This window comes from Desulfosporosinus sp. I2 (genome assembly GCF_000960765.1).
In the GTDB taxonomy this organism is placed as follows: domain Bacteria; phylum Bacillota; class Desulfitobacteriia; order Desulfitobacteriales; family Desulfitobacteriaceae; genus Desulfosporosinus.
In genome coordinates this window covers 14,577-39,789 of the sequence record NZ_JYNH01000009.1, presented here as the reverse complement: position 1 = coordinate 39,789, position 25,213 = coordinate 14,577, and the positions used below count along the sequence as shown (strand labels likewise).

Genomic DNA, 25,213 nt, shown 5'->3' with positions numbered 1-25,213 from the left:
CTACATGGTTCGCGCAAAATCAGACAATCTTTTGCACTCCTCAATATTAGAATCAATAGCGGTTGCTTATGGTTTTAATTTCGAGACAAATGTCGATGATTCCGAGAATTCATGAATTGGTTCAACAAGGGTCGCAGTTCATCATTGCTACTCATTCTCCAATTATTATGGCATACCCACATGCACGGATATATCAGATTCAAGAGAGATTTGAAATTGTAAAGTATGAAGAAACTGACCATTATCAAATAATGCGTGCTTTTATGAACAATACTCAGAAGATGTTAGATATTCTTATGGAATGAGAGGATACACGTCAACAATGGATGATCAACAGTTTCTTGCCTGGATAAGGGAAAAAGGTTTTAATTTAACGAAGGCTCAATGGAGAGCTGTTGTACATGGTAAGGGGCCACTCTTGCTTTTAGCTGTGCCGGGTGCCGGAAAAACAACTGTGCTAATATTGAGGTTGGCTTATCTTGTTTTTGTAAAACATATAGAACCAGAAACCATCCTGTGTTTAACCTTTGGTCGCGCAGCAGCCAAAGAAATGAAGGAGCGCTTTATAAAACACTTTGGTCAAAAAATGAATGGGAATATTCACTTTTCTACAATACATAGTTATGCTTTCGAAGTAGTACGGGCTGCCTATGGTCAGCAGAGGCAGGGCTACCAGATTATAGAGAATCAAGTTGGAACAGAAAGTAAAACAGGAGTTCTTCGCCGGTTGCATGAACAGATTAATCATTCAACTCTTACGAATGAATCATTGGAAGAGTTACAAAACGCGATTTGCTATGTGAAAAATGCTATGATCACTCCAGAAAAGATGGAAAATGTGTCGATTAAAAACTTTGTAACTCTCTATAAGGATTATGAAAAATTCAAGCTTATGCATCAGCCTCAATTACTGGACTATGATGATATGCTTTCGATTGCGTATACTACCCTAATTAAAGATCCACAACTTCTCGCAATATATCAAAAACGCTTTAACTATATTTTGACGGATGAAAGCCAAGATACTTCGTTAATTCAACATAAAATTATTGAATTAATTGCTCAACCAAATAGTAACCTCTTTGTGGTGGGAGATGACGACCAAAGTATCTTTGGCTTTAGAGCGTCTGAACCTAGATACTTACTGGAATTTAATAAGGTATATGAGCCAGCGGAGATTTTGCGACTCGAGCGTAATTTTCGTTCTACCCCTGAGATTGTGACAATTAGCCGGGATTTTATTCGTCTTAATCAAATGCGGTATGATAAAGAGATGGTTACGGAAAACACTACGGGTGATACTGTTCAGGTCAAGATATTTAATAACGACAAAGAGCAATACGAATTTATTCGTAGAGAACTGAAGGATAATGCTCAACTATCGAAAAGCGCTGTTCTCTATCGCAACAACCTCTCGGTGATTGCTTTGGCTGATGAACTGGAACGGGGTGGAGTTGCATTCTATATTCGAGATTCTGCTAAGGAACGATTTTTTAATCATTGGGTGGTAAGTGATATATTGAACTTTCTGCGCTTTTCTTTCAGTGATAAGAGTGATAAGAGCGTAGCGATTCTTGAGAAGATAAGGACTAAAGTAAAGCTTCCAATTAGTAAAACTCAAATAGACTATCTTAATAGTCTTAGAATTGAACGTTCTATCTTTGATTTATTGTCTGAACAATTGGACGGGAAGAGTCAAAAATTGGACTATCTTGCTCTGAAGGAGCAATTCTATAATCTGAATAAACTTCCCCCAGGGGATGCCATTCGCTACATCCGAAATGAGCTGGGATACAATAAAGTAATTGAACGAATTTGCAAGGACTTAGGGTTTTCTAAAGAACACCTCACTATTATGCTTAATCTTCTGGAAACCATTGCGGATAGAGAATCTACAATACTCAAATTTGCAAAACGCTTGAATCATCTTGAAGAGAAAATTAATACTTCCTTTCACAATAAAGGTACCAATGCTGTAACCCTTTCGACAATTCATTCAGCAAAAGGTCTTGAATGGGAAAAGGTGTATGTTGTAGATCTGATCCAAGGAATTATTCCGGATTATGGGGCTGTAGAGAAGGTGGAAAGCAATAAGACGGAGGAGATCGAAGAGGAAAGACGTCTTTTTTACGTGGCTATGACTAGGGCAGAAAAACACTTAACTCTTTGTACGATGAAAAAGTATCAGATGCAAACTGCAATAGTATCTCAATTTGTCAAAGAAGTACAATTATTGCTTAAAGGGAAAAACCCCAGAGAACTTAAGCTCGTTAATCCTTGGGGGGAAGGGCTGGTCGTTATCCATCAGACCTTTGGAGAGGGAGTCATTAAAAAAGTTCAGAATAATTTTTTGATCATCCTCTTTAAAAGTGGGTCTGAACGAATGTTGATGAAGGATATTTGCGAAAAGCAAAAGCTTCTTAAAGTTAAATAGAGAGATTCAAAGTGCTAGAATTTTGGGAGGAATTGCCGAGTATTTTCTTGATAAAATGGTCGAATACTATAATCAGGCTAAAGCGAATCAATCATCTGACAGCAGCGAAGCAGGCCTGCTGTCCTTATCATTAAATCTAAGGAGGTGTAAGCATTGGCTAATCCAAGCAAACCGATGGTCCAACTCACACCCCAATTAGAGAAATTCAAGTATGAAGTTGCTCAGGAGATTGGGATTGCAAATCGTAAACACAAAAGTTTTCCCAATTCCCCACAACAATAACTCGGAAGAAAGGGTCAGGTATATTAGCCTGACCCTTTCCTTAATTCTTTCTTTACTTACTTATTATATTAGCTGAGGAGGTTTCGCAAGAAGAATGAGCTGTAAGAACGAAGGGTTCTATTGTAAGTAACGCTCGTAGTCTTCACGGTCTATGCCTGGATGCAGGCTGATAGCCAAAGCGCCGGCAATAATTTTAGCCACAGTTTTAATGAGAGAATCAATTTCTTTAGGGGTTACCATAAGATTTCCTTGGAAAGGAGAAAGGACATCATCGATGATTTGACTAAATGTTTCGGGTTTTATGCCTTTGTATAGTTGGTATAACTTGGGGCTAGTTACAAATTCCTTAAAAACCCCTTCAACCACGTCATGAGCAATTACAGCGGCATTAACAACTGTCGGTAGACCGATGGCTATCACTTTGCATCCTAACGTTTCTTCGGTAATGCCAGCCCGACGGTTCCCTACACCTGAACCAGGGTGAATTCCAGTGTCGGCAAGTTGTATGCTTGTTCCAATCCGCTCTAGAGAGCCTGCTGCAAGGGCATCAATGGCAATCACTAAATCAGGCTTGACATGTTCCACAAGACCTCGGATGATTTCGGCGGTTTCGATTCCAGTGATGCCTAATACTCCAGGAGCTATGGCACTGATCTTTCTCATTTGTCCTTGCAATTCATCGGGAGATAGTTGAAAAAGATGACGAGTAACCATTGTTTTGTCAATCACTTGGGGCCCTAAAGCATCAGGTGTAGCATTCCAGTTACCTAAACCCACGATTAAAATGCTAGCATCTTCCTTGAGTTCCATGAGTTCAATGAGTCTATCCGCAAGAACATGGGTGATGTTTTCATGGATTATATAATTATTTGTTCGTATTTCCGGGGCATCAATGGTGATATAATGTCCTATAGGCTTACCAATTGCAGTAACCCCTTCATCAGTTTCTACTGTAATAATAGTAACTTTGGCATATTCGAGTTGCTGTTCATCCATGCGTACACCTGGTATTTCTTCCCCACTTTCTCCACGGAGAAGCTGATGAGCTTCAACTGCTAAATCCAGTTGGACATTAAGTTGTTTATAGAGGTCTGATTTCTTCATTTTATTTGCTCCTTTAAATACATTTGCAAAAACAATAACCATCCTATGGAAATTATAGCGATGCTCTTAGCTCTAACATCCTTGTTCGAGTCATGACCCGGCGCTTGGCGTCAGCCAAATTTTCTTGGCTTCTAAAAAAGTCACTGGGGCGATTAAGCTCCAGTGAACAGAGAGGAAAAACAAAGGAAGAGTTGGATGGGGGAAGGGCAATCAATGATTAGTAATGTTCATCGTTTGCCAACTTTAGTATGTAACAAAAACTGCAAGGATATACAGGAAATTTAGGTATTTCCTATGGTATACTATTACATAAAAAGGCGGAGGAATTGCAGCGTTGGTAAATCCATTTTTTGATGAGGCTGTAAAGCTTAATGAGCTCTGCTATAATACAGTATGGAGGGATTTATGAGAATTATCGCGGGTGAGATGCGTGGCCGACAACTTAAGGCGGTGGAAGGAATGCAAACGCGCCCGACCTCGGACAAAGTAAAGGGTGCAATATTTAGTGTTTTAGGGGACAAAGTCTTAGGTGCCCGAGTATTAGACCTTTTTGCTGGGACTGGTAATTTAGCGATCGAGGCGCTTTCGCGAGGTTCTCGAGAAGCTGTGTTGATAGAGAAGAGTTTTGATGCTCATCAGGTTATCCTTAAAAACCTCGAAAGAACGGGTGTAAGCCAAAAGACCAACCTTCTTTTGATGGACGCCTTTAAATATATTCGCAGCTACCCTAATGAAGTTTTCGACCTTATTTTTTTGGATCCCCCTTATCGAAAGGAGCTAGTTCTTCAGGTTCTACTGACCTTAAAGGAATATTCTTATTTGACCCCAGACGGTGTAATCGTTGCTGAAACAGCTAACGATGAGGAACTGAGTAATAATACTATTTATCCATTCGAAATCCGCAAAACACGAGAGTATGGCGACACAAAAATATGGTATCTACAGAGAGTGGACGTTTGAAAGAGGGGAAGGATATAAGTGGAAAATGATGTTTTAAATTTACTTAATGAAGTGGAAGAGATTGTAGATCATGGGACCAAGATTCCTATGACAGGAAAAGTTTTAGTCGATGACTCTGTTATCTTTGAGCTGCTCGATCGAGTAAGAGCGGCCTTACCAGAAGAGCTAACCAATGCCAAATGGGTTTTAAAAGAGCGACAACGTATTTTAGATGAGGCAGAAGCAGAAGCACAAAAACTTTTAGAGCGTGGAAAAACATACGTCGATAAGATGGCAATAGAAAATGAGGTAGTTAAACAAGCTCAGAGCTATGGAGAAGATATCGTTAAACAGGCACAAACATTTGCTCGAGATGTGAAGACGGGTGCTGTTCAATATGCAGATGAAATGCTTCAACATGTTGAACAAAGTCTCTTCCAGACGCTTCAGGCTCTGCGTAAAAATAGGGAAGAACTAAAGGGTCTAGGGAAGGAAGACAGGGACCGAAAAACTGCTCTGTCTGAAAAAGAGTAGGGTGAGTTAAGCTCACCCTTTTTTATACTGACCGCCTTCGCCAAGGCTTGGCGTTCACGAATCACGGACTCGGCTTAAAGCAAGGATTAATAGGGTACCCATCATCCCGATAAAGACGAGAGAGCTTAAATGCCAAGTATTCCAAACCAAGACGGATGAGGCTGAAGCTTGGAGAGGAAGAGTCGAGGTGGGTACTTTCGCAACCCAGAGGAAAAGCTGGCTCAGACCCATGGCGATGAAGGCTTGAAGTGCCCGGGCAATGACAAACGAAGAGAAGCGCAAATCGGTTCCACTAATTAATCCGGCGACTTGTGCAAATACAGACAGTCCCCCCCAGCCCATTAGTAAGGCCAGAAGTGCAACTTGTTGGTGGAGGGCGGAAAGAGCTCGGATTGCTTCCTGGCAGCCTAAGGTCATTTCAAAAAGGCCATTGAAAAGGGCGTAAAAAACGGGAATCTGAAGGATTGGTATTACACTATGGCTAAGGGTCGCTAAAAACAAGGTAATATGCCAGAGGTTTAAGAGCCGCAGGATTACTGAGAAAAAGGCCATAAAACCGGCTACCATAAGCACAGTGTTAGTACTTTGTTTAACGGCATCCCCAAGGACCTGACCGAAAGTGCGCTTGTCTCTAAGCTGGGCATTTTTCATTTCGTTCCAAGCTCGCTTGAAAGAAGGATATTGCAGGCTTTGCTGGGGTCTAGAAGTTACACGGTAAAAACGATAGACGAAACCAATGATCAAATTTGCGAGGTAAACTGAGCAGGCTAAGAGTAAACCAAGTGCTGGTTTACCTAACATTCCTGAGGCAACCGCACCGAACATAAAGCCTGGGCTGGGGTTATTAGTAAAAGCTAAAAGGCGTTCTCCCTCTTCACGTGAAATTTCTCCCTCTTTACGGAGGCGAGCGGTTAGTACAGCCCCCATTGGAAACCCTGATGTATAGCCCATGGCCACGACAAAAGCTGCTTTACCGGGAAGACAGAATACTGGACGCATGATCGACTCTAGAAGAACACCGAGAAAATGAACAAACCCTGAAGCCATAAGAAGTTCGGAGAGAATAAAAAAGGGGAGCAAAGCAGGGAGGACAAAACGCCACCATAAGGTCAATCCTCCGTTAGCTGAGTTAAGTACTTCCTGTGGATACATAAACATTCCGAGGGCAAGGAGACTTAAGGCAAAGACGCGGACAACGTTAGTCAAAGAAATATCACCTTCCTTCACCTTCTTTCATAATTTATATGGAAGTATGCCAGGCCCTAGAAGTCTTGGTAAGGAGGAAACTAACAATGAATCCAAAAAGAGGACTCGTTTTAGGAGCGGGAGGCGCTCGGGGTTTAGCCCACTTAGGTATCCTACAAGTGCTTGAAGAAGAAAAGATCAATATGGATATTGTGGTCGGATGTAGTGCAGGTGCTATATTCGGCGCTTTGTTGTGTTCCGGAATGGATCTCTATCGTATTGAACGGCTGTTGACTTACCCTGGTTTTGCTAAGAAAATTCTTGATCCAGCCGTTTCCAAAGAGGGACTTATCAAGGGAGATCGGATTCTCGAAGTCCTACGACTCTTAACCAAAGATATGCTTTTTTCAGATCTAAAAATTCCGTTAGCCATTGTAGCAACTGACCTTGAATCCGGGGAGTTGATCGTGTTTCGTGAAGGTAGTGTAGCACAGGCAGTTCGGGCGAGTATTTCCATCCCCGGATTTTTTAAACCCTATCGCTATCAGGGGCGTCTTTTAGTCGATGGCGCTGTCAAAAATCGATTACCAGTACATATTGCTCGAGAAATGGGAGCGGAGAAGATTTTAGCCATCGATGTGAAAAGAGGTCTGTGTAACAAATTGAGTAGTGCTATGGACATTTTACTTCAGTCCATCGAGATTCTCGAAGAGGAAGTGTTTCAGGCTCATTGCCATGGCGCAGACTTGCTAATTCAACCGGATGTTGGACATATTGGGAGTTTTCAGTTTGATCGTGCTGAAGAAGCTATACGTCTTGGACGGACAGCAGCATTGGCGAAATCTTCTGAAATTAGAAGAATAATGGCGTAAGGGGTTAAAAAACCAACAATTTTGTGCTACACTCTTTGAGGAAACCTAATTAGAGATTGGAAAGAAATGGCGCAGAATAAGAAGTGACAAATTGAATTTTCAGGGAACACTATGATTAATTCTTTACACTACTTATTTGAACTAAAGATTGGAACATAAAGGGGCATAACAATGAAAATACTAGTTATAAATTGTGGTAGTTCCTCACTTAAGTATCAAGTGATTGATATGACCACCAAGAATGCTATAGGTAAAGGACTTGTTGATCGCATAGGACTTCAAGGGTCGGTGCTTACCCATCGAACCAGGTCAGGAGAAAAACACGTGATTAAGGTGGAGATACCTAATCATACTGTGGCTATCAAACTCGTACTAGAAGCCTTAGTATCTCCTGAATACGGTGCTATTGGGGATTTAAAGGAAATCTGTGGAATCGGGCATCGTGTAGTTCATGGGGGAGAGAAATTTGCTAATTCAGTCATTATTAATGATGCCGTTATGAAGGCCCTTAAGGACTGTATTGAGCTGGCACCTCTTCACAATCCTCCCAATATCGCAGGGATTAAAGCTTGTCAGAAAATGATGCCTGGTGTTCCCCAAGTAGCCGTTTTTGATACAGCCTTCCATCAATCCATGAAACCAAATACTTATATCTATGGATTACCCTATGAATATTATAAGAAGTATGGAATCCGAAAATATGGTTTCCATGGAACTTCTCATAAATATGTGAGTCAGCGAGCTGCTGTACTTCTTAAAAAGCCGCTGAAAGAGCTAAAGATTATTAGTTGTCACTTAGGTAACGGTGCCTCGATTTCTGCCATCCGAGGTGGAAAATCGATCGATACGTCGATGGGTTTTACTCCCTTAGATGGACTCATGATGGGAACACGCTCTGGAGCCTTAGATCCAGCTATCGTAACCTATATTATGTGCCGAGAAAACTTAAACGTCGATCAGATGAATGATTTTCTAAATACTAAGTGTGGAGCTTTAGGGGTTTCAGGGATCAGCAGCGATTTTAGAGACATCGAAGTAGCTGCTGAACAAGGAAATATCCGTGCACGGCTTGCCTTGGATATTTTTGAACACGATGTTAGGCAATATATTGGTGCATATGCCGCAGTATTGGGTGGAGTTGATGCCATAATATTCACGGCGGGAGTTGGGGAGAACGCATCAAGCATGCGTGAAGCAATTTGTAAAAACATGGAATATCTTGGCGTGAGCATCGACCGTGAGAAGAATAAGGTTCGAAGTGAAGAAGTGGATGTATCAAAGCCTCATGCACGTTGTCGGGTTCTTGTCATACCAACTAATGAAGAATTGATGATTGCACTTGATACCCATGAATTAATAAGCAAGTAAGTGCAATTCATGAATTGCGCCTCTAGGTTAAAGGGTTTTCCTTGACAAAGAAAAATGTGACTACTATAATAATGAATGTGTATTGGGGTGGTAATATGAAAGTGAACATCGCTCAAGTTCGTTATAGAAGTGGTGAAAGTGTCCATTTTGATTTAGTGGAAGATTTCTCCTCCTTGGATTTGGGAATTGAAGCCCTCTCATTTCAAACACCCGTACGCGTACAACTTCAGATAAACAACACAAGTAAAGCGATGCTCGTTAATGGAACTATTCACACTGACCTTAAAGTTATGTGTGGACGTTGTCTGGAGTCGTTCGTTTATCCCTTAAGTCTCTCCTTCCAAGACGAATGGGTTTTTCGAGCGCTTGCAACAGACGATCAACTTGAGACAGCTCTCCTTTTGGACAAAGATGAGATTGATATTACGGATCGAATTCTTGAACAAATTGTGGTAGCTTTACCCATGAAGTTTATATGTTCAGCAAAGTGTCAGGGACTATGCCCAACCTGTGGCGCAAATCGAAATCTAACCCCATGTCATTGTGGGGAAGGTGTCGTGGATCCCCGGTTAGCGGCACTGGCAAAGTGGCAATCCAATAACTGATTAATTTCCGTAAACATAAAGGGGGTGTAACTATGGGTGTTCCGCAACATCGACAGTCTAAATCAAGAGTGCGTAAACGTCGGGCTATGTGGAAACTAACTGCACCGAACCACATCAAATGCCCCCAATGCCATCAGCCAAAAATGCCTCATTATATATGCCCAAGTTGTGGGTTTTATAATTCCAAGGCAGTTATTACTGTTGAAGCATAAAGCTACGCTAAAAAACAAGGAACTCTTTGTATGAGAGTTCCTTGTTTTTTTATACTAGTCAGAAAGTATAACTTCGTTATATACTTTCTGGAAGCATAAGGGCAACTAAGGCGGCCGCCTTCGCAAGGCTTCTCCGCTAAGCTAACACGTGCGAAGACAGTGTCGTCGGGCGGCAGCCAAGTTTTCTTTAGATTCCAACTGCTTTCGACAGGGTTATTTCTTGATAAGTCTTTAAAGATAGTCTATAATTGTGACCAGGTCATAAATCGATGTTCGAAGTTTGAGATTCGATGTTCGAATGTCAGATTAAAAATCTACGAACTACGTTATAGTCATCGGATAATTGAGCAAGAACGAAAGAAGTAATGCAAGGTGAGAAACGGTGATAGAAATGGGGCGTTATCATAAAGAAGAACGCCGTAAAGTTTTAGGAGAAGCTCTCTCTAAGCATCCGTTTTTTACGGACGAGGAGCTTTCTGAACGGTTTAAGGTGAGTGTCTCAACCATTCGTTTAGATCGTAGTGAACTTGGGATTCCTGAGCTCCGAGAACGAACTCGGGCCGTAGCTCAAGAAGCGTATTCAACCTTAAAATCGTTAGATGACCAGGAACTAATCGGAGAGTTGCTCGAACTTATTATTGGAGAGAGAGCCTGTTCAAGACTAGTCATTGATGAGAGCATGGTTTTGACAAAAGCCAGAGTTGCTCGGGGCCATTATTTATTTGCCCAAGCAAATTCTCTTGCCATTGCTTTAGTGGATGCTCCAATGGCCCTGACGGGAAGTGTCGAGTTGAAATTTATCAGACCCGTACAGTTGGGTGAAGTGGTTATTGCGAAAGGAACCGTTGTTAAACGACAACTGAATAAATATTGGGTTCAAGTAACGGTAAACGTAAATTCAGAGGAAGTACTCCGCGGGAATTGGATTCTTTTTGCACTGAATGATTAAGGGGTGTACGGGAAAAGGAGATGGAACGATGAAAATCGCTGTGGATGCAATGGGTGGTGATCACGCCCCAGAGGAGATAATTAAAGGCACTCTCATGGCAGCAGAAGCAAATCCAAATGTACAGCTAATTTTAGTAGGGCAGGAAGAACGGATTCAACCCTTCCTTAAGGACTCGAAACTGAGGAATATTATGATTTATGGAGCGTCTGAAGTTATAGAGATGGACGAACATCCGGCTAATGCGGTCCGTAAAAAGAAGGATTCCTCGATTGTAGTTGCGACTAAATTAGTCAAGCAAGGGGATGCGGATGCCGTCGTTAGTGCTGGAAGTACTGGTGCCCAAATGGCTGCTGCACTTTTGGGCTTGGGGAGGATCAAGGGCATAGAACGTCCTGCCATAGCTACGGTCCTGCCGACTCCAGAAGGGGGTAAACTTATTCTCGATGTGGGGGCAAATATGGACGCTACTCCGGAGCAACTTTGTCAATTTGCTTTAATGGGGAGCATATATGCCAAGAAAATTTTAGGAATTGCCAATCCACGCGTGGGGTTATTGAACGTAGGGAGCGAAGAAGGAAAAGGAAATGAACTGACCCAGAAGGCTTACCCTTTATTAAAAGCTAGTGCGTTGAATTTTATGGGTAACGTTGAAGGACGAGATGTTCCCTATGGACGCGCTGATGTAGTGATCTGCGACGGTTTTGCTGGGAATATCTTACTTAAGACCTTAGAAGGGCTGGCCGGGGTATTATTTGAGCAGATAAAAGAAAAGATTACTTCAAATCTGGTTCGAAAAATTGGAGCACTCGCTGTAAAACCGGGCTTAAAAGAGATTGCTCAAATGATGGATTATGCTGAATATGGTGGAGCCCCACTCCTTGGAGTGGATGGAATTAGCATCATCTGTCATGGAAGTTCAAAAGCGAAAGCAATTTCAAATGCCATCCGTGTTGCAAGAGAGTGTGTGCAAGTGGGTTTGATTAAACAGATTCGGGAAGATCTCCCAAAGTAAACCTGGTTTAGTATTAAGAAAAGAGGACTGCGATCGATGCGTAATGTGGGAATTGTGGGTATAGGGTCATACGTTCCAGAAAATGTTGTAACCAATTTGGATTTAGAACAATTTGTGGATACAAAGGATGAATGGATCGTATCTCGGACAGGGATTAAACAGCGTCATATCGCCCCAAAGGACATGCCTGTGTCAGAACTATGTTACCAAGCAGGCTTGCGGGCCTTAGAGGATGCTCGGATCGCCCCTGAAGACGTAGATTTGATCATCGTTGCCACGATAACACCTGATTATGCGTTCCCGGCAACAGCTTGCCTAGTTGCTGATCGTTTAGGGGCCAAAAAAGCAGCGGCCTTTGATTTGGAAGCGGGATGCACAGGGTTTATCTATGCTGTGGCAACAGGCAGCCAATTTATCGCCTCAGGAACGTACAAAACGGTGTTGGTCATTGGCGGAGAAACGTTGAGTAAAATCCTTAACTGGAAAGATCGTTCAACCTGTGTTCTTTTTGGTGATGGTGGTGGGGCTGCGGTTTTGCAGCAAGTCGAAGAAGGCTTTGGCTTTTTGAGTTTCGAATTAGGCTCAGATGGTTCAGGTGGCTCATTACTTAGCCAACCGGCGGGGGGGTCGAAGTGTCCAGCCAGTTCGGAAACCGTGGAGAAAAATCTGCATACCCTTCAGATGGAGGGCAAAGAAGTCTTTAAATTTGCGGTACGGATCATGGGGGATGTTTCGCTTAAGGTTCTTGAGAAGGCCGGGTTAATAAAAGAAGATATCGATTTACTGATCCCCCATCAAGCTAATATACGGATCGTTGATGCTGCGGTAAAGAGATTGAAAATTTCTCCGGACAAAGTGGTGATTAATTTAGATAAATATGGCAATATGTCAGCCGCGTCCATTCCAGTGGCCTTGGATGAGGCTTTTCAAGCAGGTCTCATTTCAGAAGGGGATATTATTGTTATGGTCGGGTTCGGAACAGGATTGACTTGGGGAGCGTGTGTTTTGAAATGGACGAAAGTAGGCATAAAAAATGATTAAGACTAGGATCTGTGAACTTATCAAAATTGAGTACCCAATTTTTCAAGGAGGAATGGCTTGGACTTCGACTGGGGAATTGGTCGCCGCTGTCTCCGAAAGCGGAGGATTAGGGATTATCGGCTCTGGGCAGGCTCCCGCTGATTGGTTGCGTGAGGAAATTCGAAAGGTGAAAGCTATCACGAAAAAACCGTATGGGGTCAATGTCATGCTCATGTCTCCGTTTGTCGATGATGTTATGCAGGTTATCTTAGAGGAGCGTGTCCCGGTAATTACTACGGGGGCGGGGAATCCAGGCAAATACGTACCCATGCTTAAAGAAGTTGGCACAAAGGTGATCCCTGTGGTTGCTTCGGTTGCTTTGGCCAAACGTCTTGAAAGGGCGGGGGTTGACGCCCTCATCGCCGAAGGAATGGAATCGGGTGGACATATTGGAGAAATAGGTACCTTTCCCCTAGTACCCCAAGTTGTGGATGCTGTGAAGATTCCGGTCATTGCTGCAGGGGGAATTGTGGATGGGCGTGGTTTAGTGGCGGCTCTGGCTCTCGGCGCCGAAGGAGTCCAAATGGGGACCCGCTTTATGTGCGCGGAGGAATGTACTATTTCCCCTCTTATTAAAGAGAAAATCATCAAAGCTAAAGATCGGGCTACAGTCATTACCGGACGTTCAACAGGTCATCCAGTGCGTTGCTTAGATAACCGCTTTACCCGTGCAATGGATCAATATGAACGGGAAGGAATGCCGGCTGCGGATCTGGAAAAACTGGGAGTCGGAAAATTACGCTTAGCTATGGTCGAGGGAGATATCGAGAATGGGTCGATTATGGCGGGTCAAGTCGCTGGAGCGGTTCAACGTATTGAACCTGCTGCCCAGATCATTCAAGACATCATGCAATCTGCTGAACGGGAATACAAGCGTCTTTCAGCGCGGTTCGGAGATGGGAGGGCCTGATAATTGGGTAAACTAGCCTGTATTTTTCCAGGACAAGGATCACAATATATCGGAATGGGAAAAGAACTTTTTCTGACTCCCAGCGGTAGTAAAGCTCTGGAAACGGCGCGCGAAGTATTAGGAAATGAGTTTATCTCCTTAATGGAACAGGGTCCGGAAGACGTACTCCAACAGACGATCAATACACAACCCGCGATACTTCTCGTTAGTGTTGTGGCCTGGCAGCAACTTCGAGATGTGGGGATAGAACCTGATTTTGTGGCTGGGCACAGTTTGGGAGAGTATTCGGCTCATGTTGCGGCGGGCAGTCTTAATTTAGCTGAGGCCTTACGCGTTGTGAGAATTCGTGGTGAACTCATGCAAGCCGCGGATCCAAAGGGTGAGGGAGGAATGGCTGCAATCCTGGGCCTTTCTTCGGAACAAGTGGAAGAAGCTTGCCGAATTGCCTCAAGTCACGGGGTTGTGGCACCAGCAAATTATAACTGCGCAGGACAAGTGGTTATCTCCGGGGACAAAGGGGCCGTAACCTATGCTATAGAGGTTGCCAAGGGATTGGGAGCAAAACGGGCTATTCCGTTACCCGTGAGCGGCCCTTTTCACTCCCGTTTGATGGAAGGGGTAGGAGCAGCTCTGCGCTTGGTCTTAGAAAAAGTGTCTTGGCAACCCCCACGTTGTCCGGTTGTGGCCAACATTGACGGCGCGGAAGTTCTTTCTTCCGCACGGACTATTAGCACGTTGGTAGAACAAGTTAGTAGTGCAGTCTTATGGGAGCAATCTGTTCGTCATCTTCGAGACTTAGGAGTTGATACGTTTATCGAGTGTGGACCTGGCAAAGTCTTAACAGGTTTACTCAAAAAAATTGTCCCCGAGGCCAAGCTCCTCAGGATTGAGGATCAAGCGTCCTTAGAAATGTCACTTGCATATTTGAAGGAGAGTCGTTAAAATGGTGCTGAAAGATAGCGTAGCCATTGTCACAGGGAGTGGACGTGGTATTGGGCGCGCCATAGCTTTAGAGTTGGCAGCCGCAGGGGTAAAGGTGGTCGTCAATTATGCTGGCCGTTCCAATAAAGCAGAGGAAACTCTAGCTTTGATTAAAGAAACAGGTGGAATAGGTTTGGTCGTTCAAGCAGATGTGAGCCAAGCAGCAGATGTTGATCGGTTGTTAAAAACAACGTTAGAGCATTTCGGGAAGATTGACATACTCGTCAACAATGCAGGTATTACACGAGATTCGCTGTTGCTGCGCATGAAAGAGGCGGACTGGGACTCGGTTATGGCCACCAATCTCAAAGGGACTTACCTTTGTACCAAGGCGGTCAGTAAAGGGATGCTCAAGCAACGATCGGGGGTTATCGTGAATATTTCCTCTGTCGTAGGTCTATCAGGGAACGCGGGACAAGCCAATTATGCAGCCGCCAAAGCGGGTCTGATTGGATTTACCAAATCCATTGCTAAGGAATTTGCTTCTCGTGGGATCCGAGTGAATGCAGTCGCGCCTGGGTATATTTTCACAGATATGACGGAAACATTACCAGAAGGGACGCAAAATGAGGTTTTGCGTGGAATTCCACTTGGTCGCATAGGAAATCCTGGAGACGTTGCCAAAGTGGTTCGGTTCCTTGTGTCCCCAGAGGCGTCCTACATAACTGGACAGACTTTATGTGTCGATGGGGGTATGGAAATGTAAGGTTTAATCTAAGTTTTGAGAGGAGGTGAAGAAGCAGCATGGGAGTTTTCGATAAAGTGAAAGCCATCGTCGTCGAACAACTTGGGGTAGATGAAGGAACTATTACCCCGGAAACCTCCTTTGAAGAGCTAAATGCAGATTCTTTGGATATCGTTGAATTGATTATGGCTCTAGAAGAGGCATTCGACTTGGATATTCCGGATGAAGAAGCGGAAAAGATTCGGACAGTTGGAGATGCAGTCAACTACATCACGGAAAACAAATAACCACACAGAAAGGTCCCGTATTCAAATGCGGGACTTTCTTTTAAGAAGCTTTTTTCTCTGATCTATTTTTGAGATTAAGAGAAATTTAAATAGATTCTCTAGGGTAGTTGTTTTGACGACTTGAGAAGGGTTGATCTCTAAGTGGGAGGAAAAATTGTGAAAATACCGGTACTGCGTATTGCAAATTTAGTAGCCAAAATCCCTGTAATCCAAGGGGGAATGGCTGTCAGGATATCTATGGCCCCTCTCGCTGCTGCTGTAGCAGAAGAGGGAGGAATCGGAATCATTGCTGGTAGCGGTTTGTCTGTTGAGGAACTTAGAACTGAAATTCGTGAAGCACGAAGGCGGACGACGGGAATTATCGGAGTCAACATTATGTTTGCTGTCCGTGAGTTTGCTCAATTGGTGCATGCTGCTTTTGACGAAAAGATTGATCTTTTAGTTTCGGGAGCTGGATTTTCAAGGGATATGTTTACCTGGGGAAAGGAAAAGGGCATACCGGTAGTACCCATTGTGTCTTCAGCCAAACTTGCTAAACTATCTGAAAAGCTGGGTGCGGCTGCCGTTATTGTAGAAGGGGTGGAAGCTGGCGGACATTTAGGAACAGATCGTTCTATTCACGATATTTTACCCGAGGTTATCGCTGCTGTCAGTATTCCTGTCATTGCTGCTGGGGGCGTCATTGATGGCCAAGGGGTCGCCGAGATGTTGAAAATGGGTGCCAATGGAGTGCAAATGGGAACACGGTTTGCACTTAGCGAAGAAAGTGGTGCAGCACTTGCTTGGAAAACAGAAATGTTAAAAGCCACTGATGAGGATATCGTGATAGTTCATAGTCCGGTCGGGCTGCCGGGACGAGGAATTCGAAATCCCTTTACCAAGGCTCTTGACGAAAAGGTTGACCTCAAGCCGACAAAGTGCATGGGTTGCCTCAAACAGTGTGAGGGGAACTTTTGTATTATGAGCCGCTTAATTAAGGCTCAGACGGGTGATGTTCAAGAGGGCCTAATTTTTTCAGGGGCAAATGTCGCTAAGATTAAGGAAGTTTTATCCGTACATCAGATTTTTGAAGATATTAAAAAGGGAATACTTGGCGTGAAGGAGGAGTCGGTGTGAAACACCGTGCAGTGATTACAGGGATGGGAGTTATTACTCCCGTAGGAAGTCTGCTTGATGAATTTTGGAATAATTTAATCGAGGGAAAGTCTGGGGTCGGATTGGTGACACGTTTTGATGTAACCGATCTCCCTACAAAAGTTGCCGCAGAGATTAAGAATTTTGAGCCAACAGACTATGCTGATAAAAAGGAAAGTCGCCGCATGGACCGCTTCAGTCAATTTGCCTTGGCTGCAGCTAAATTGGCGTTGCAAGATTCCGGATTGAATTTAGATAAGGTTGACAAAGAACGTGTTGGAACGGTAATAGGGTGTGGAATCGGCGGCGTAACCTCCTTTGAGGAACAAAAAGAAGTGCTCATGAATAAAGGGAGCAAACGAATTAGCGCACTTTTTGTTCCCATGTTAATTAGTAATATGGCTGCCGGGAATTTATCGATTGCTTTTGGCTTTCAAGGTTCGAGTATCACGGTGGTTACAGCTTGTGCTTCAGCAACGAATGCGATTGGGGAAGCACTGCGTATCATTCAACGTGGCGAAGCTGATATTGTCTTATGTGGGGGTACCGAGGCGCCGATTACCAATTTAGCGTTTGCCGGTTTTTGCTCGATGAAAGCGATGTCAACCGAGAAGGAACACCCTGAGCAGGCGTGCCGACCTTTTGATAAACGTCGCAGTGGATTTGTAATGGGGGAAGGAGCTGGGGTTCTGGTTTTAGAATCCTTGGAACATGCCGAAGCCCGCGGTGCCCATATTTATGCGGAACTAGCGGGTTATGGGAGCACTTCGGATGCCCATCATATTACAACCCCAGCCCCTGGTGGAGCGGGTGCCATTCGTTCGATGCGACTAGCTTTAAATGACGCAGAGGTAAATGTTGAAGACGTTGATTATATTAATGCGCATGGAACGGGTACGGGTCCCAATGATCAGTCGGAAACCGAAGCCATTAAGAGCTTGTTTGGTGGTCATGCCGAGAAGTTAGCCATTAGTTCGACCAAATCTATGACAGGACACTTGATGGGGGCGGCAGGTGCTATTGAGGCGATTATTTGCGCACTGGCCATCGAGCGGGGTTCGATCCCCCCCACTATTAATTATGGAGAACCTGATCCGGAATGTGATCTGGACTATGTTCCTAATGTTGCACGAAAACAATCTGTCAATGTGGCGATGTCCAATTCTCTAGGTTTTGGTGGACATAATGCTACAATCGTGTTGAAGAAATTTGCCTAAAGGTAAGGAGATCAACATTATGGTCGAAAAGAGACTCAGCGCGACTTCAAACACTATTAAAACAGAGGGAAGATCAGGGCGAAAGAAATACGCCTTATCTTCCCTTAAATTGGAGCCTGGAGTTAGGCTGGCAAAACGATTAGAATTAGGAACCCCTCCTAATCGATTGTTTGTCACAGCCTTGACCCATCCTTCGTATGTCTTTGAAAATCCGCAATTCGGAAAAGAAAATAATCAGCGGCTTGAATTTTTAGGGGATGCGATTTTGGACTTTGTGATTGCTGAGTACCTATATCTGAGTTACCCGGATCGCCCAGAGGGAGAACTTACGAAGATGCGAGCCGCTGTTGTGAATGAAACAACCTTAGCGCGTAAGGCGTATGAAATCGAGTTGGGACAAGAGCTATTATTGGGTAAAGGGGAACTAGTATCGGGTGGTCGGGAACGGCCTTCTATCCTGGCCGATGCCTGGGAAGCAGTAATTGGAGCTATTTATTTGCAATATGGGCTTCTGGAAGCCCGTAGGGTTATTCTGGAGTTGCTCAAACCGTCGATTGATGAAGTCGCCAAAGGAAATTATGGGGACTATAAAACTGTGCTCCAGGAAAAAGCACAACGCGAAGAAAAAGAAGTCAACTATCAGATTTTGGCGGAAGAAGGCCCTGATCACAATAAGTGCTTTACAGCGGGTGTTTTTATCGGAGGGGATTTATTAGGGAAAGGGATGGGTCGTACAAAAAAAGAAGCTGAGCAACATGCTGCTCAACAGGTACTAGACCTTTGGGGGAGTGAAAACGATGACTGAACCTGAGAATTTCCCAATCTTCTTGAAGGGAATTCATATTCAGGGATTTAAGTCGTTCGCCGATCGTGTAAAACTGGAATTAGGCCAAGGATTAAGCGTCATTGTAGGTCCGAACGGAAGCGGTAAGAGTAATGTCGCAGATGCTGTTCGCTGGGTCTTAGGGGAACAAAGTGCTAAGAGCCTTCGAGGAGCAAAAATGGAAGACGTTATTTTTTCAGGAAGTACACAACGTCGCCCGGTCGGAATGGCAGAAGTTTCCTTGATTTTTGATAACTCAACTGGCATTTTTCCATTGGACTTTAGGGAAGTAACGATAACAAGGCGGGCTTATCGCGACGGTGAATCCCAATATCTCATTAATAAAGCGCTTTCGCGACTTAAAGATATTCAAGAACTTTTTATGGATACAGGAGCTGGAAAAGAAGGATTTTCGATCATTGGGCAGGGGCGGGTTGAGGAAATACTAAACCTAAAATCAGAAGAACGGCGATCACTGATTGAAGAGGCGGCGGGAATTACTAAGTTCCGTTTTCGAAAGCGTGAAGCTTTAAAGCGTCTTGATGATACGGTTCTGAACCTTCAACGGCTTGAAGATATTGTACAAGAAATTGAGGAACAGTTGACTCCTCTGGCTGCCCAAGCCCAAGTGGCCGAACAAAGCCTAGCTCTCGCTGAAGAACAGAGAGAACTGGAAATTCAGGCTGTCGTATTAGACGTCACAGAGGTAAAGGAAAAGTTATCTGCTGGAGAATCGAACTCTGAGACGTTACAAGCAGAATTGGTGTCTGCTCAAGCATCATTGGCGCGTAAGGAAGGCCTAAATCTCGAAGATAAGGTTAACCTGAAACATATGGATGAAACGATCCAGTGCCAGCAAAATGAGGCATTCCAAGCAGAGCAAGCCATCAATGCCTTAAACCATGAATTGAACCTACGGATCGAACGCACTGGATATTTTGATGAACAAATTACCCGCTTGGCACGCGAGCAGATAGTCGACGAAGAGCGGCTTCAAGGTGTGCATGAACGGATTAATACCCTTGAAGCTAAACAGATTGTCTTAAAGCATACGGTTGGGAAAGCTCAACAAAACGTCAAGCTCCAGGAACAGATATTATCTGAAGCACGCAAAAATAATGGAGCCAAGCAGATTGAACATATTAAAGCAGACTTATTCGATGCTCTTGCGGCACAATCCCACTGTTCAAATGAATTAACCGGAACCCAACACACGCTTTTGTCGTTAGAACAACAAGTGGGGCAACTGGGGCAAGAGCGGCTTCAAAAAGAAACAGAACTCGAACTGCTACAGGATAAGCAAATGGCTCAGGAGAAGGAACAGAAAGAGATTGAACGGGCTCAGAGGATAACTGAAGTGGAACGGGTTCGTTTAGTTGGTGAATCCGAGAAGTTCAAAGAACTCCTGAGAGAAAAACATCTTGGTCTACAGAAGCTCATAAACCAAGAGGATCAGACGAAGGCTCGTCTCCATGCGCTTCAGGCCTTAGAGGATAATCTGGAAGGGTATCAACGTGGGGTCCGCGAGGTGATGCAGGCTAAGAAAAAGGGAATCCCCGAAGGTGTGGGATTGTGTGGAACCGTTGCTGAACTAATCAAGGTTGAAGAAGATTATGAACTAGCCTTGGAAACTGCCTTGGGTGCAGGATTACAAAATGTGATTGCGGAGAGCGAACAGGCAGCTAAAGGAGCGATCCACTATTTAAAGTCGCGTCAATTGGGGAGAGCTACCTTTCTTCCACTCGATGTTATCCAAGGGACTCAGATGTCAGTTCTTCCCTCAGTGCAAAAAGATCCTGGTTTTGTGGGTATAGCCCTCGAATTAATTGATTTCGAAGAGAAATATCGGCCCGCGATTGCTTCTCTTCTGGGGCGAATTGCCGTGGTTAGAGATATGGACGCTGCGACAAGAGTGGCACGTTTTTCAGGTTATAAGCTAAGGATTGTGACCTTAGAAGGGGATCAAGTTCACCCTGGAGGCTCATTAAGCGGAGGGAGTGTCCAACGCAAAGGAGGAAATTTGCTCGGGCGCTCTCGCGAAATTGACTCATTGCGTGAAGCCCTTAAGCGCCTGAAAACAGAACGATCCCAAAAGGAACAAGAGCGAGCGGAAATTGAGAAAAATCAACATAGGCTTCAAACAGAGCTTGAGCAGATTACCCTAGAACAACATGAAAAACAGGAGCATCTCGTGATGCATAGGACGCAGCTCGAAAGCATGGCGATTCAGATTGGACGCTTTACAGAAGACGTACAGGTTGCAGCCTATCGCTACTTAGAGGCTATGGAACAGAAGACAGAACGGTCTTTGGCTCTGGAGGGGATAAAAGATCGTCTTGCAGCTGCTGAAAAAAAATCGATCGTATTGCGCGAGGAACTTCATAGTCGGGAGCAAGAAGCAAAGACAGCGGCTGAGTCGTTGGAGGCTGTCGGAGAGCAATTAACTCTAGAAAAAATCCAGCTCGCAAAATGGGAACAAGAATTATCCCAGTGTTTGGAGGCGCTGGAGCAGGAACATTTGGTGTTTCAAGATCAAGAGTCTGGTCTTAAACTCAAACTCCAAAGTCTTGAAGATGTTCAAATAGCTCGTTCTGGGGTTGAAGAAGAAAAGGCTACTTTTGTAAATCAGTTGGAAGTTCAAAGTCAATCCCAAGCTGATTTACAATTTCGGTTGATGCAGAAGCGGCAAGAACGTGAAGTTTTAGCAGTTCGCGTCCTTGAATGGGAAGCGGATATTCAGAAAAAACGAGAGGAAGTTCATACGCTTGAGCAACGTCTTCATGCCAATGAACTGCGCGTTGCACGATGGGAGACGGAGTGGCAAACGGGACTTACTCGCTTAACTGAGGAATTTGCTCTATCCTGGGAAGAGGCTTTGCCCTATAAACCAGTGGAAGAACGATCGACCATTGGGCAAAGAATTCAAGAGATCAAACAACAGATCAAAGCTCTAGGCCCTATTAACCAAGCGGCTATAGAAACGTACCCCAAGATGCTAAGTCGGCATGAGTTTATGTTAAGTCAACAAGAAGATTTAATTGAGGCCAACCAAACCTTACGCCAGCTCATTGCAGAATTAGATAAGATCATGATCGAACGTTTTGCAGAAAGTTTCGAGGCGGTGAACCAAGCCTTTAAGGACGTCTTTAAAGAACTATTTAAAGGGGGAAGTGCAGAACTTTGTTTAGTGGATCCTGAGCATTTATTAGAGACGGGCGTAGAGATTATCGTCCAGCCACCTGGCAAAAAACAGCAACTACTCTCCTTATTATCAGGAGGAGAACGGGCACTGACAGCCATCGCCTTGCTTTTTGCACTGCTGCGCGTAAAACCCAGCCCATTTTGTCTACTTGATGAGATCGAAGCCTCTTTGGATGATGCAAACGTTCAGCGTTTTGCAGAATACATTCATCGTTTATCCCATTCCACCCAATTTATCGTCATCTCTCATCGCAAAGGGACGATGGAATCAGCGGATATTTTATATGGGATAACAATGGAGGAATCAGGGGTTTCTAAATTGCTCTCTGTGCGACTTGACGAACGAACGGATCAGAACGAATCGGCCTAAGTAGAGAAAGAGGTTACAGAAATGAGTAAGAGAAGTGGAGATATCAGCCCCGCTTCTCTTACTTATTTTATACGATGACTTAACCGCTTGGCCAACAGCATAAGCCACTGGATAAGATCAGCTAAACTTCAGATGAAGTTTAGAACTCTACCTGAAGTAAGTTTCCAAAATCGGACGGCTTCCTAGTAAATGGTTTGAGACAGACCGCTAATTATGATAAAATGATTTTGACAGTGACCCATGAGAGGAAGGGAAACCATGGCAGGATTTTTTTCTCAACTTAAAGCTGGCCTTACGAAAACTCGCCAAAATTTCGTAGATAAAGTTGAGCAGGTTTTTACAGGTCGCAAGAAAATAGATGAAGAATTATTTGAAGAATTGGAAGAAGTGTTGATCCGATCTGATGTCGGGGTCAACACTTCCTTCGAATTAGTCGAACGGTTACGCAAAGAAGTTAAACTGCGCAAAGTTTCTGAGCCAAGTGAGCTGACCCAGATCTTACAAGAATTAATCGCGGAGTTATTGGGGGAAGAAGTTCACCTTAATTTTGCTCAACAAGGTCCAAGTATTATTCTCGTAGTTGGGGTCAATGGCGTGGGTAAAACTACGACGATTGGTAAGCTAGCAAATCAGTTTAAAAAGGATGGCAAACGGGTTATGATGGCTGCAGGGGATACTTTTAGGGCTGCAGCTATTGACCAACTTGAAATTTGGGGAGAGCGATGCGGGGTTGAGGTGATTAAACAGCGGGAAGGAGCAGATCCTGCTGCAGTTGCCTATGATGCAGTTCAGGCTGCTAAGTCACGAAATATAGATGTTGTTATTGTGGATACCGCTGGTCGCCTCCATAATAAAGTAAACCTAATGGAAGAATTGAGAAAGGTTAAGCGAGTGATTGAGCGTGAAATTCCAGGGGCACCTCATGAGGTATTACTTGTGTTAGATGCAACTACGGGACAAAATGCTCTTCAACAAGCAAAACTCTTTCAAGAAGTGGCCGGGGTGACTGGAATCGTCTTGACTAAGTTGGATGGTACTGCCAAAGGGGGAGTTGTGCTGGGAATTCAAGGTGAGACTAGAATTCCAGTAAAATTCATTGGAATTGGTGAAGGAATGGATGATTTGCGTCCGTTTGTTCCCTGCGATTTCGCGGAGGCACTCTTCGGGCGCCCTGAGGAGGAAGTGCTCTGATAAATTATGCACTGATTGGTGGAACCGGGCTTGATCACTTTGCGCTGACTGAACAGCGCATTATTCGAGTGGAAACTCCCTATGGACCGGTAGAACCCATGGTCGGCAAACTTGCCAATCGTGAACTAGTTTTCATGAGCCGACATGGCCGTGATCATGTCATTCCTCCCCACCTCGTGAATTACAGGGCAAATATTTGGGCCCTTCATGAACTTGGTGTACGAAAAATTCTAGCAACTGCAGCGGTCGGTTCTCTATCTAAGGATTATCGCCTGGGCGAATTGGTCCTTTTCGACCAGTTTCTTGATTTTACTAAAAGTCGTCCTCTAACCTTCTATGAAGGCGGGCAACAAGGTGTACTCCATGTCGATATGACGGAACCCTATTGTTCCGCGGTTCGGCAGGTAATTATAAAGGCTTCAAAACAACTTGGGTTTGCAGTTAAGAATGGGGCGTGTTATGTTTGTACAGAAGGCCCACGGTTTGAAACTCCGGCAGAAATTCGAATGTTTCAACTCCTTGGGGCGGATGTTGTTGGAATGACAAGTGTTCCAGAAGTAGTTCTGGCACGTGAACTTGGAATGTGTTATGCTTCCATCGGGATGGTGACCAACGAAGCGGCTGGAATCGCTTCTCATCGATTGAGCCATACTGAAGTGATGGAGAGCATTAAGAACTTAGAAAACAAGGTTGCACAACTCATTCAAGCAACCGTTGAACGTTGGTCTTCTAGTCAGGATTGTCTATGTGTCTCGGCGAATGTTGAAGTTGGGAAATTTTGAAAGGCGGTGGGACATTGAAATCTATAGAGTGGATAGGTAATGCGTTACGAATATTAGATCAGTCCAAGCTTCCAGTAGAACTTGTCTATCGAGACGCTACGTCCTATGAGAGCGTGGCTGAGGCCATTGAACGGATGGAAGTGCGCGGTGCGCCCGCCATCGGGGCAGCAGCAGCTTATGGATTTGCGTTAGGAGCGTTTGAGTACAAAGGAAGCAAAGCTGATTTATCAAGTTATATGGACGTTGTACAAGCTAGACTAGCCGCCACCCGGCCGACGGCTGTTAACTTGTTTTGGGCACTACGGCGTATGGAAGATCGATTGCGTGAATGCTGGGATATCGAAGATTTGGATGAAGTGCGGCGACTTTTACTTGAGGAAGCACATCGTATTGCCGAAGATGATCGTCGAATGAATCGCCTAATTGGAGAATATGGCAATGAGATTGTTCCTGAGAAGGCGAATATATTGACCCACTGTAATGCAGGAGCTTTAGCTACGGTAGAATATGGAACTGCCTTGGGCGTAGTTCGAAAGGCTTATGAAGCCGGTAAGGAGATCCATGTCTATGCGGATGAAACACGACCCTATATGCAAGGGGCACGTTTAACTGCTTTAGAGCTTCATAGAGACAAAATCCCGGTAACGTTAATTGCGGATAATATGGCAGGCTACTTAATGCAGCAGGGTAAAGTTGACCTCGTAATTGTAGGCGCAGATCGAATCGCAGCGAATGGTGACACGGCGAATAAAATTGGAACTTATTCCGTAGCCGTTTTGGCGCAAGCTCATGGCATTCCTTTTTATGTAGCTGCTCCCACTTCAACCATCGATTTAAAAGTGGCCACAGGTCAAGAAATCCCTATAGAACAAAGACCAGCTAAAGAAATTCAAGAGTTTTGTGGGGTAGCCGTTGCACCTGGGGAGGTCAATGTCTATAATCCGGCATTTGATGTCACACCCGCAAAATATATCACAGGGATCATTACGGAAAAAGGGATTGTCGTTGCCCCTTATTCAGTCAATCTTTTGAAATTAATGGTGCGTCCTTAAGGAG

General features: G+C 44.3%; 25 protein-coding genes and 1 pseudogene. 24 read left to right on the top strand and 2 right to left on the bottom strand.

Translation table 11 applies throughout. The features are described from left to right. Positions 1 to 80: 80 nt before the first annotated feature. From UF75_RS04250 to UF75_RS04240, 3 genes and pseudogenes are all read left to right on the top strand, one after another. Positions 81 to 305 (top strand): annotated as a pseudogene (locus UF75_RS04250) (AAA family ATPase); the annotation flags it as partial. Positions 306 to 322: 17 nt separating this feature from the next. Further along, on the top strand, positions 323 to 2,434 hold the full coding sequence (locus UF75_RS04245; RefSeq protein WP_045573354.1) for an ATP-dependent helicase: 2,112 nt from the start codon (positions 323 to 325) through the stop codon (positions 2,432 to 2,434). A gap of 153 nt (positions 2,435 to 2,587) precedes the next feature. Further along, positions 2,588 to 2,716, top strand: coding sequence for a small, acid-soluble spore protein, alpha/beta type (locus tag UF75_RS04240; protein ID WP_156146211.1), 129 nt, complete (start codon positions 2,588 to 2,590; stop codon positions 2,714 to 2,716). Between the two features lie 117 nt (positions 2,717 to 2,833). Here the strand turns inward: UF75_RS04240 and gpr are convergent, their stop codons facing one another. Further along, positions 2,834 to 3,820 (bottom strand): GPR endopeptidase, encoded by a 987-nt coding sequence (gpr, locus tag UF75_RS04235; protein WP_045573396.1) that lies wholly within the window; start codon positions 3,818 to 3,820, stop codon positions 2,834 to 2,836. A 92-nt stretch (positions 3,821 to 3,912) separates the two neighbouring features. Between gpr and UF75_RS30675 the strand changes: the two genes are divergently transcribed. The 3 genes from UF75_RS30675 (at position 3,913) to UF75_RS04225 (ending at position 5,293) form a co-directional block, all read left to right on the top strand. Continuing rightward, positions 3,913 to 4,041 carry a hypothetical protein gene (locus UF75_RS30675; RefSeq protein WP_282433768.1) on the top strand — a complete coding sequence of 43 codons (129 nt, stop codon included), beginning with the start codon at positions 3,913 to 3,915 and terminating at the stop codon, positions 4,039 to 4,041. A gap of 184 nt (positions 4,042 to 4,225) precedes the next feature. Continuing rightward, positions 4,226 to 4,780 (top strand): 16S rRNA (guanine(966)-N(2))-methyltransferase RsmD, encoded by a 555-nt coding sequence (gene rsmD / locus UF75_RS04230; RefSeq protein WP_045573353.1) that lies wholly within the window; start codon positions 4,226 to 4,228, stop codon positions 4,778 to 4,780. 18 nt (positions 4,781 to 4,798) lie between these two features. Continuing rightward, positions 4,799 to 5,293 (top strand): ATPase, encoded by a 495-nt coding sequence (locus UF75_RS04225; protein ID WP_045573352.1) that lies wholly within the window; start codon positions 4,799 to 4,801, stop codon positions 5,291 to 5,293. 54 nt (positions 5,294 to 5,347) lie between these two features. On the opposite strand, the gene ylbJ is transcribed toward UF75_RS04225, so the two are convergent. Further along, a complete protein-coding gene (gene ylbJ, locus UF75_RS04220) occupies positions 5,348 to 6,499 on the bottom strand; it encodes a sporulation integral membrane protein YlbJ (RefSeq protein ID WP_045573351.1) in 1,152 nt (383 codons plus the stop codon). Positions 6,500 to 6,585: 86 nt separating this feature from the next. Between ylbJ and UF75_RS04215 the strand changes: the two genes are divergently transcribed. From UF75_RS04215 to mtnA, 18 genes are all read left to right on the top strand, one after another. Continuing rightward, positions 6,586 to 7,350: a patatin-like phospholipase family protein gene (locus UF75_RS04215; RefSeq protein WP_045573350.1), complete on the top strand. Its 765-nt coding sequence runs from the start codon at positions 6,586 to 6,588 to the stop codon at positions 7,348 to 7,350. Positions 7,351 to 7,521: 171 nt separating this feature from the next. Continuing rightward, on the top strand, positions 7,522 to 8,718 hold the full coding sequence (locus UF75_RS04210) for an acetate kinase (protein WP_045573349.1): 1,197 nt from the start codon (positions 7,522 to 7,524) through the stop codon (positions 8,716 to 8,718). A gap of 71 nt (positions 8,719 to 8,789) precedes the next feature. Then, on the top strand, positions 8,790 to 9,323 hold the full coding sequence (locus UF75_RS04205) for a DUF177 domain-containing protein (protein ID WP_242860106.1): 534 nt from the start codon (positions 8,790 to 8,792) through the stop codon (positions 9,321 to 9,323). Positions 9,324 to 9,355: 32 nt separating this feature from the next. Further along, positions 9,356 to 9,535, top strand: a complete 180-nt coding sequence (rpmF, locus tag UF75_RS26825) for a 50S ribosomal protein L32 (protein ID WP_082075005.1) — start codon at positions 9,356 to 9,358, stop codon at positions 9,533 to 9,535. Positions 9,536 to 9,926: 391 nt separating this feature from the next. Continuing rightward, a complete protein-coding gene (gene fapR, locus UF75_RS04200) occupies positions 9,927 to 10,484 on the top strand; it encodes a transcription factor FapR (RefSeq protein ID WP_045573395.1) in 558 nt (185 codons plus the stop codon). A gap of 28 nt (positions 10,485 to 10,512) precedes the next feature. Next, a complete protein-coding gene (plsX, locus tag UF75_RS04195; RefSeq protein ID WP_045573394.1) occupies positions 10,513 to 11,496 on the top strand; it encodes a phosphate acyltransferase PlsX in 984 nt (327 codons plus the stop codon). Between the two features lie 36 nt (positions 11,497 to 11,532). Further along, positions 11,533 to 12,537, top strand: coding sequence for a beta-ketoacyl-ACP synthase III (locus tag UF75_RS04190; protein WP_045573347.1), 1,005 nt, complete (start codon positions 11,533 to 11,535; stop codon positions 12,535 to 12,537). Continuing rightward, positions 12,530 to 13,486 (top strand): enoyl-[acyl-carrier-protein] reductase FabK, encoded by a 957-nt coding sequence (fabK, locus tag UF75_RS04185; RefSeq protein WP_045573346.1) that lies wholly within the window; start codon positions 12,530 to 12,532, stop codon positions 13,484 to 13,486. The genes UF75_RS04190 and fabK overlap by 8 nt, the downstream gene beginning before the upstream one ends. 3 nt (positions 13,487 to 13,489) lie before the next feature. Continuing rightward, positions 13,490 to 14,428, top strand: a complete 939-nt coding sequence (gene fabD, locus UF75_RS04180) for an ACP S-malonyltransferase (RefSeq protein WP_045573345.1) — start codon at positions 13,490 to 13,492, stop codon at positions 14,426 to 14,428. 1 nt (position 14,429) lies between these two features. Next, a complete protein-coding gene (gene fabG / locus UF75_RS04175) occupies positions 14,430 to 15,173 on the top strand; it encodes a 3-oxoacyl-[acyl-carrier-protein] reductase (RefSeq protein WP_045573344.1) in 744 nt (247 codons plus the stop codon). Positions 15,174 to 15,211: 38 nt separating this feature from the next. Further along, entirely contained in the window at positions 15,212 to 15,439 is a 228-nt protein-coding gene (gene acpP / locus UF75_RS04170; RefSeq protein WP_045573343.1) for an acyl carrier protein, read from the top strand. Positions 15,440 to 15,595: 156 nt separating this feature from the next. Further along, positions 15,596 to 16,555, top strand: coding sequence for a nitronate monooxygenase (locus UF75_RS04165; protein WP_045573342.1), 960 nt, complete (start codon positions 15,596 to 15,598; stop codon positions 16,553 to 16,555). A gap of 23 nt (positions 16,556 to 16,578) precedes the next feature. Then, entirely contained in the window at positions 16,579 to 17,790 is a 1,212-nt protein-coding gene (gene fabF / locus UF75_RS04160) for a beta-ketoacyl-ACP synthase II (protein ID WP_045573393.1), read from the top strand. A 19-nt stretch (positions 17,791 to 17,809) separates the two neighbouring features. Then, complete coding sequence (gene rnc / locus UF75_RS04155; RefSeq protein WP_045573341.1) at positions 17,810 to 18,595, top strand: ribonuclease III; 786 nt, start codon at positions 17,810 to 17,812, stop codon at positions 18,593 to 18,595. Beyond that, entirely contained in the window at positions 18,588 to 22,184 is a 3,597-nt protein-coding gene (smc, locus tag UF75_RS04150; RefSeq protein WP_045573340.1) for a chromosome segregation protein SMC, read from the top strand. Before rnc ends, smc begins: the two co-directional genes overlap by 8 nt. Positions 22,185 to 22,442: 258 nt before the next feature. After that, positions 22,443 to 23,375, top strand: coding sequence for a signal recognition particle-docking protein FtsY (ftsY, locus tag UF75_RS04145; RefSeq protein WP_045573339.1), 933 nt, complete (start codon positions 22,443 to 22,445; stop codon positions 23,373 to 23,375). 11 nt (positions 23,376 to 23,386) lie between these two features. Further along, positions 23,387 to 24,157: an S-methyl-5'-thioadenosine phosphorylase gene (mtnP, locus tag UF75_RS04140; RefSeq protein ID WP_045573338.1), complete on the top strand. Its 771-nt coding sequence runs from the start codon at positions 23,387 to 23,389 to the stop codon at positions 24,155 to 24,157. A gap of 14 nt (positions 24,158 to 24,171) precedes the next feature. After that, a complete protein-coding gene (mtnA, locus tag UF75_RS04135) occupies positions 24,172 to 25,209 on the top strand; it encodes an S-methyl-5-thioribose-1-phosphate isomerase (RefSeq protein ID WP_045573392.1) in 1,038 nt (345 codons plus the stop codon). The last annotated feature ends 4 nt before the right edge of the window (positions 25,210 to 25,213 follow it).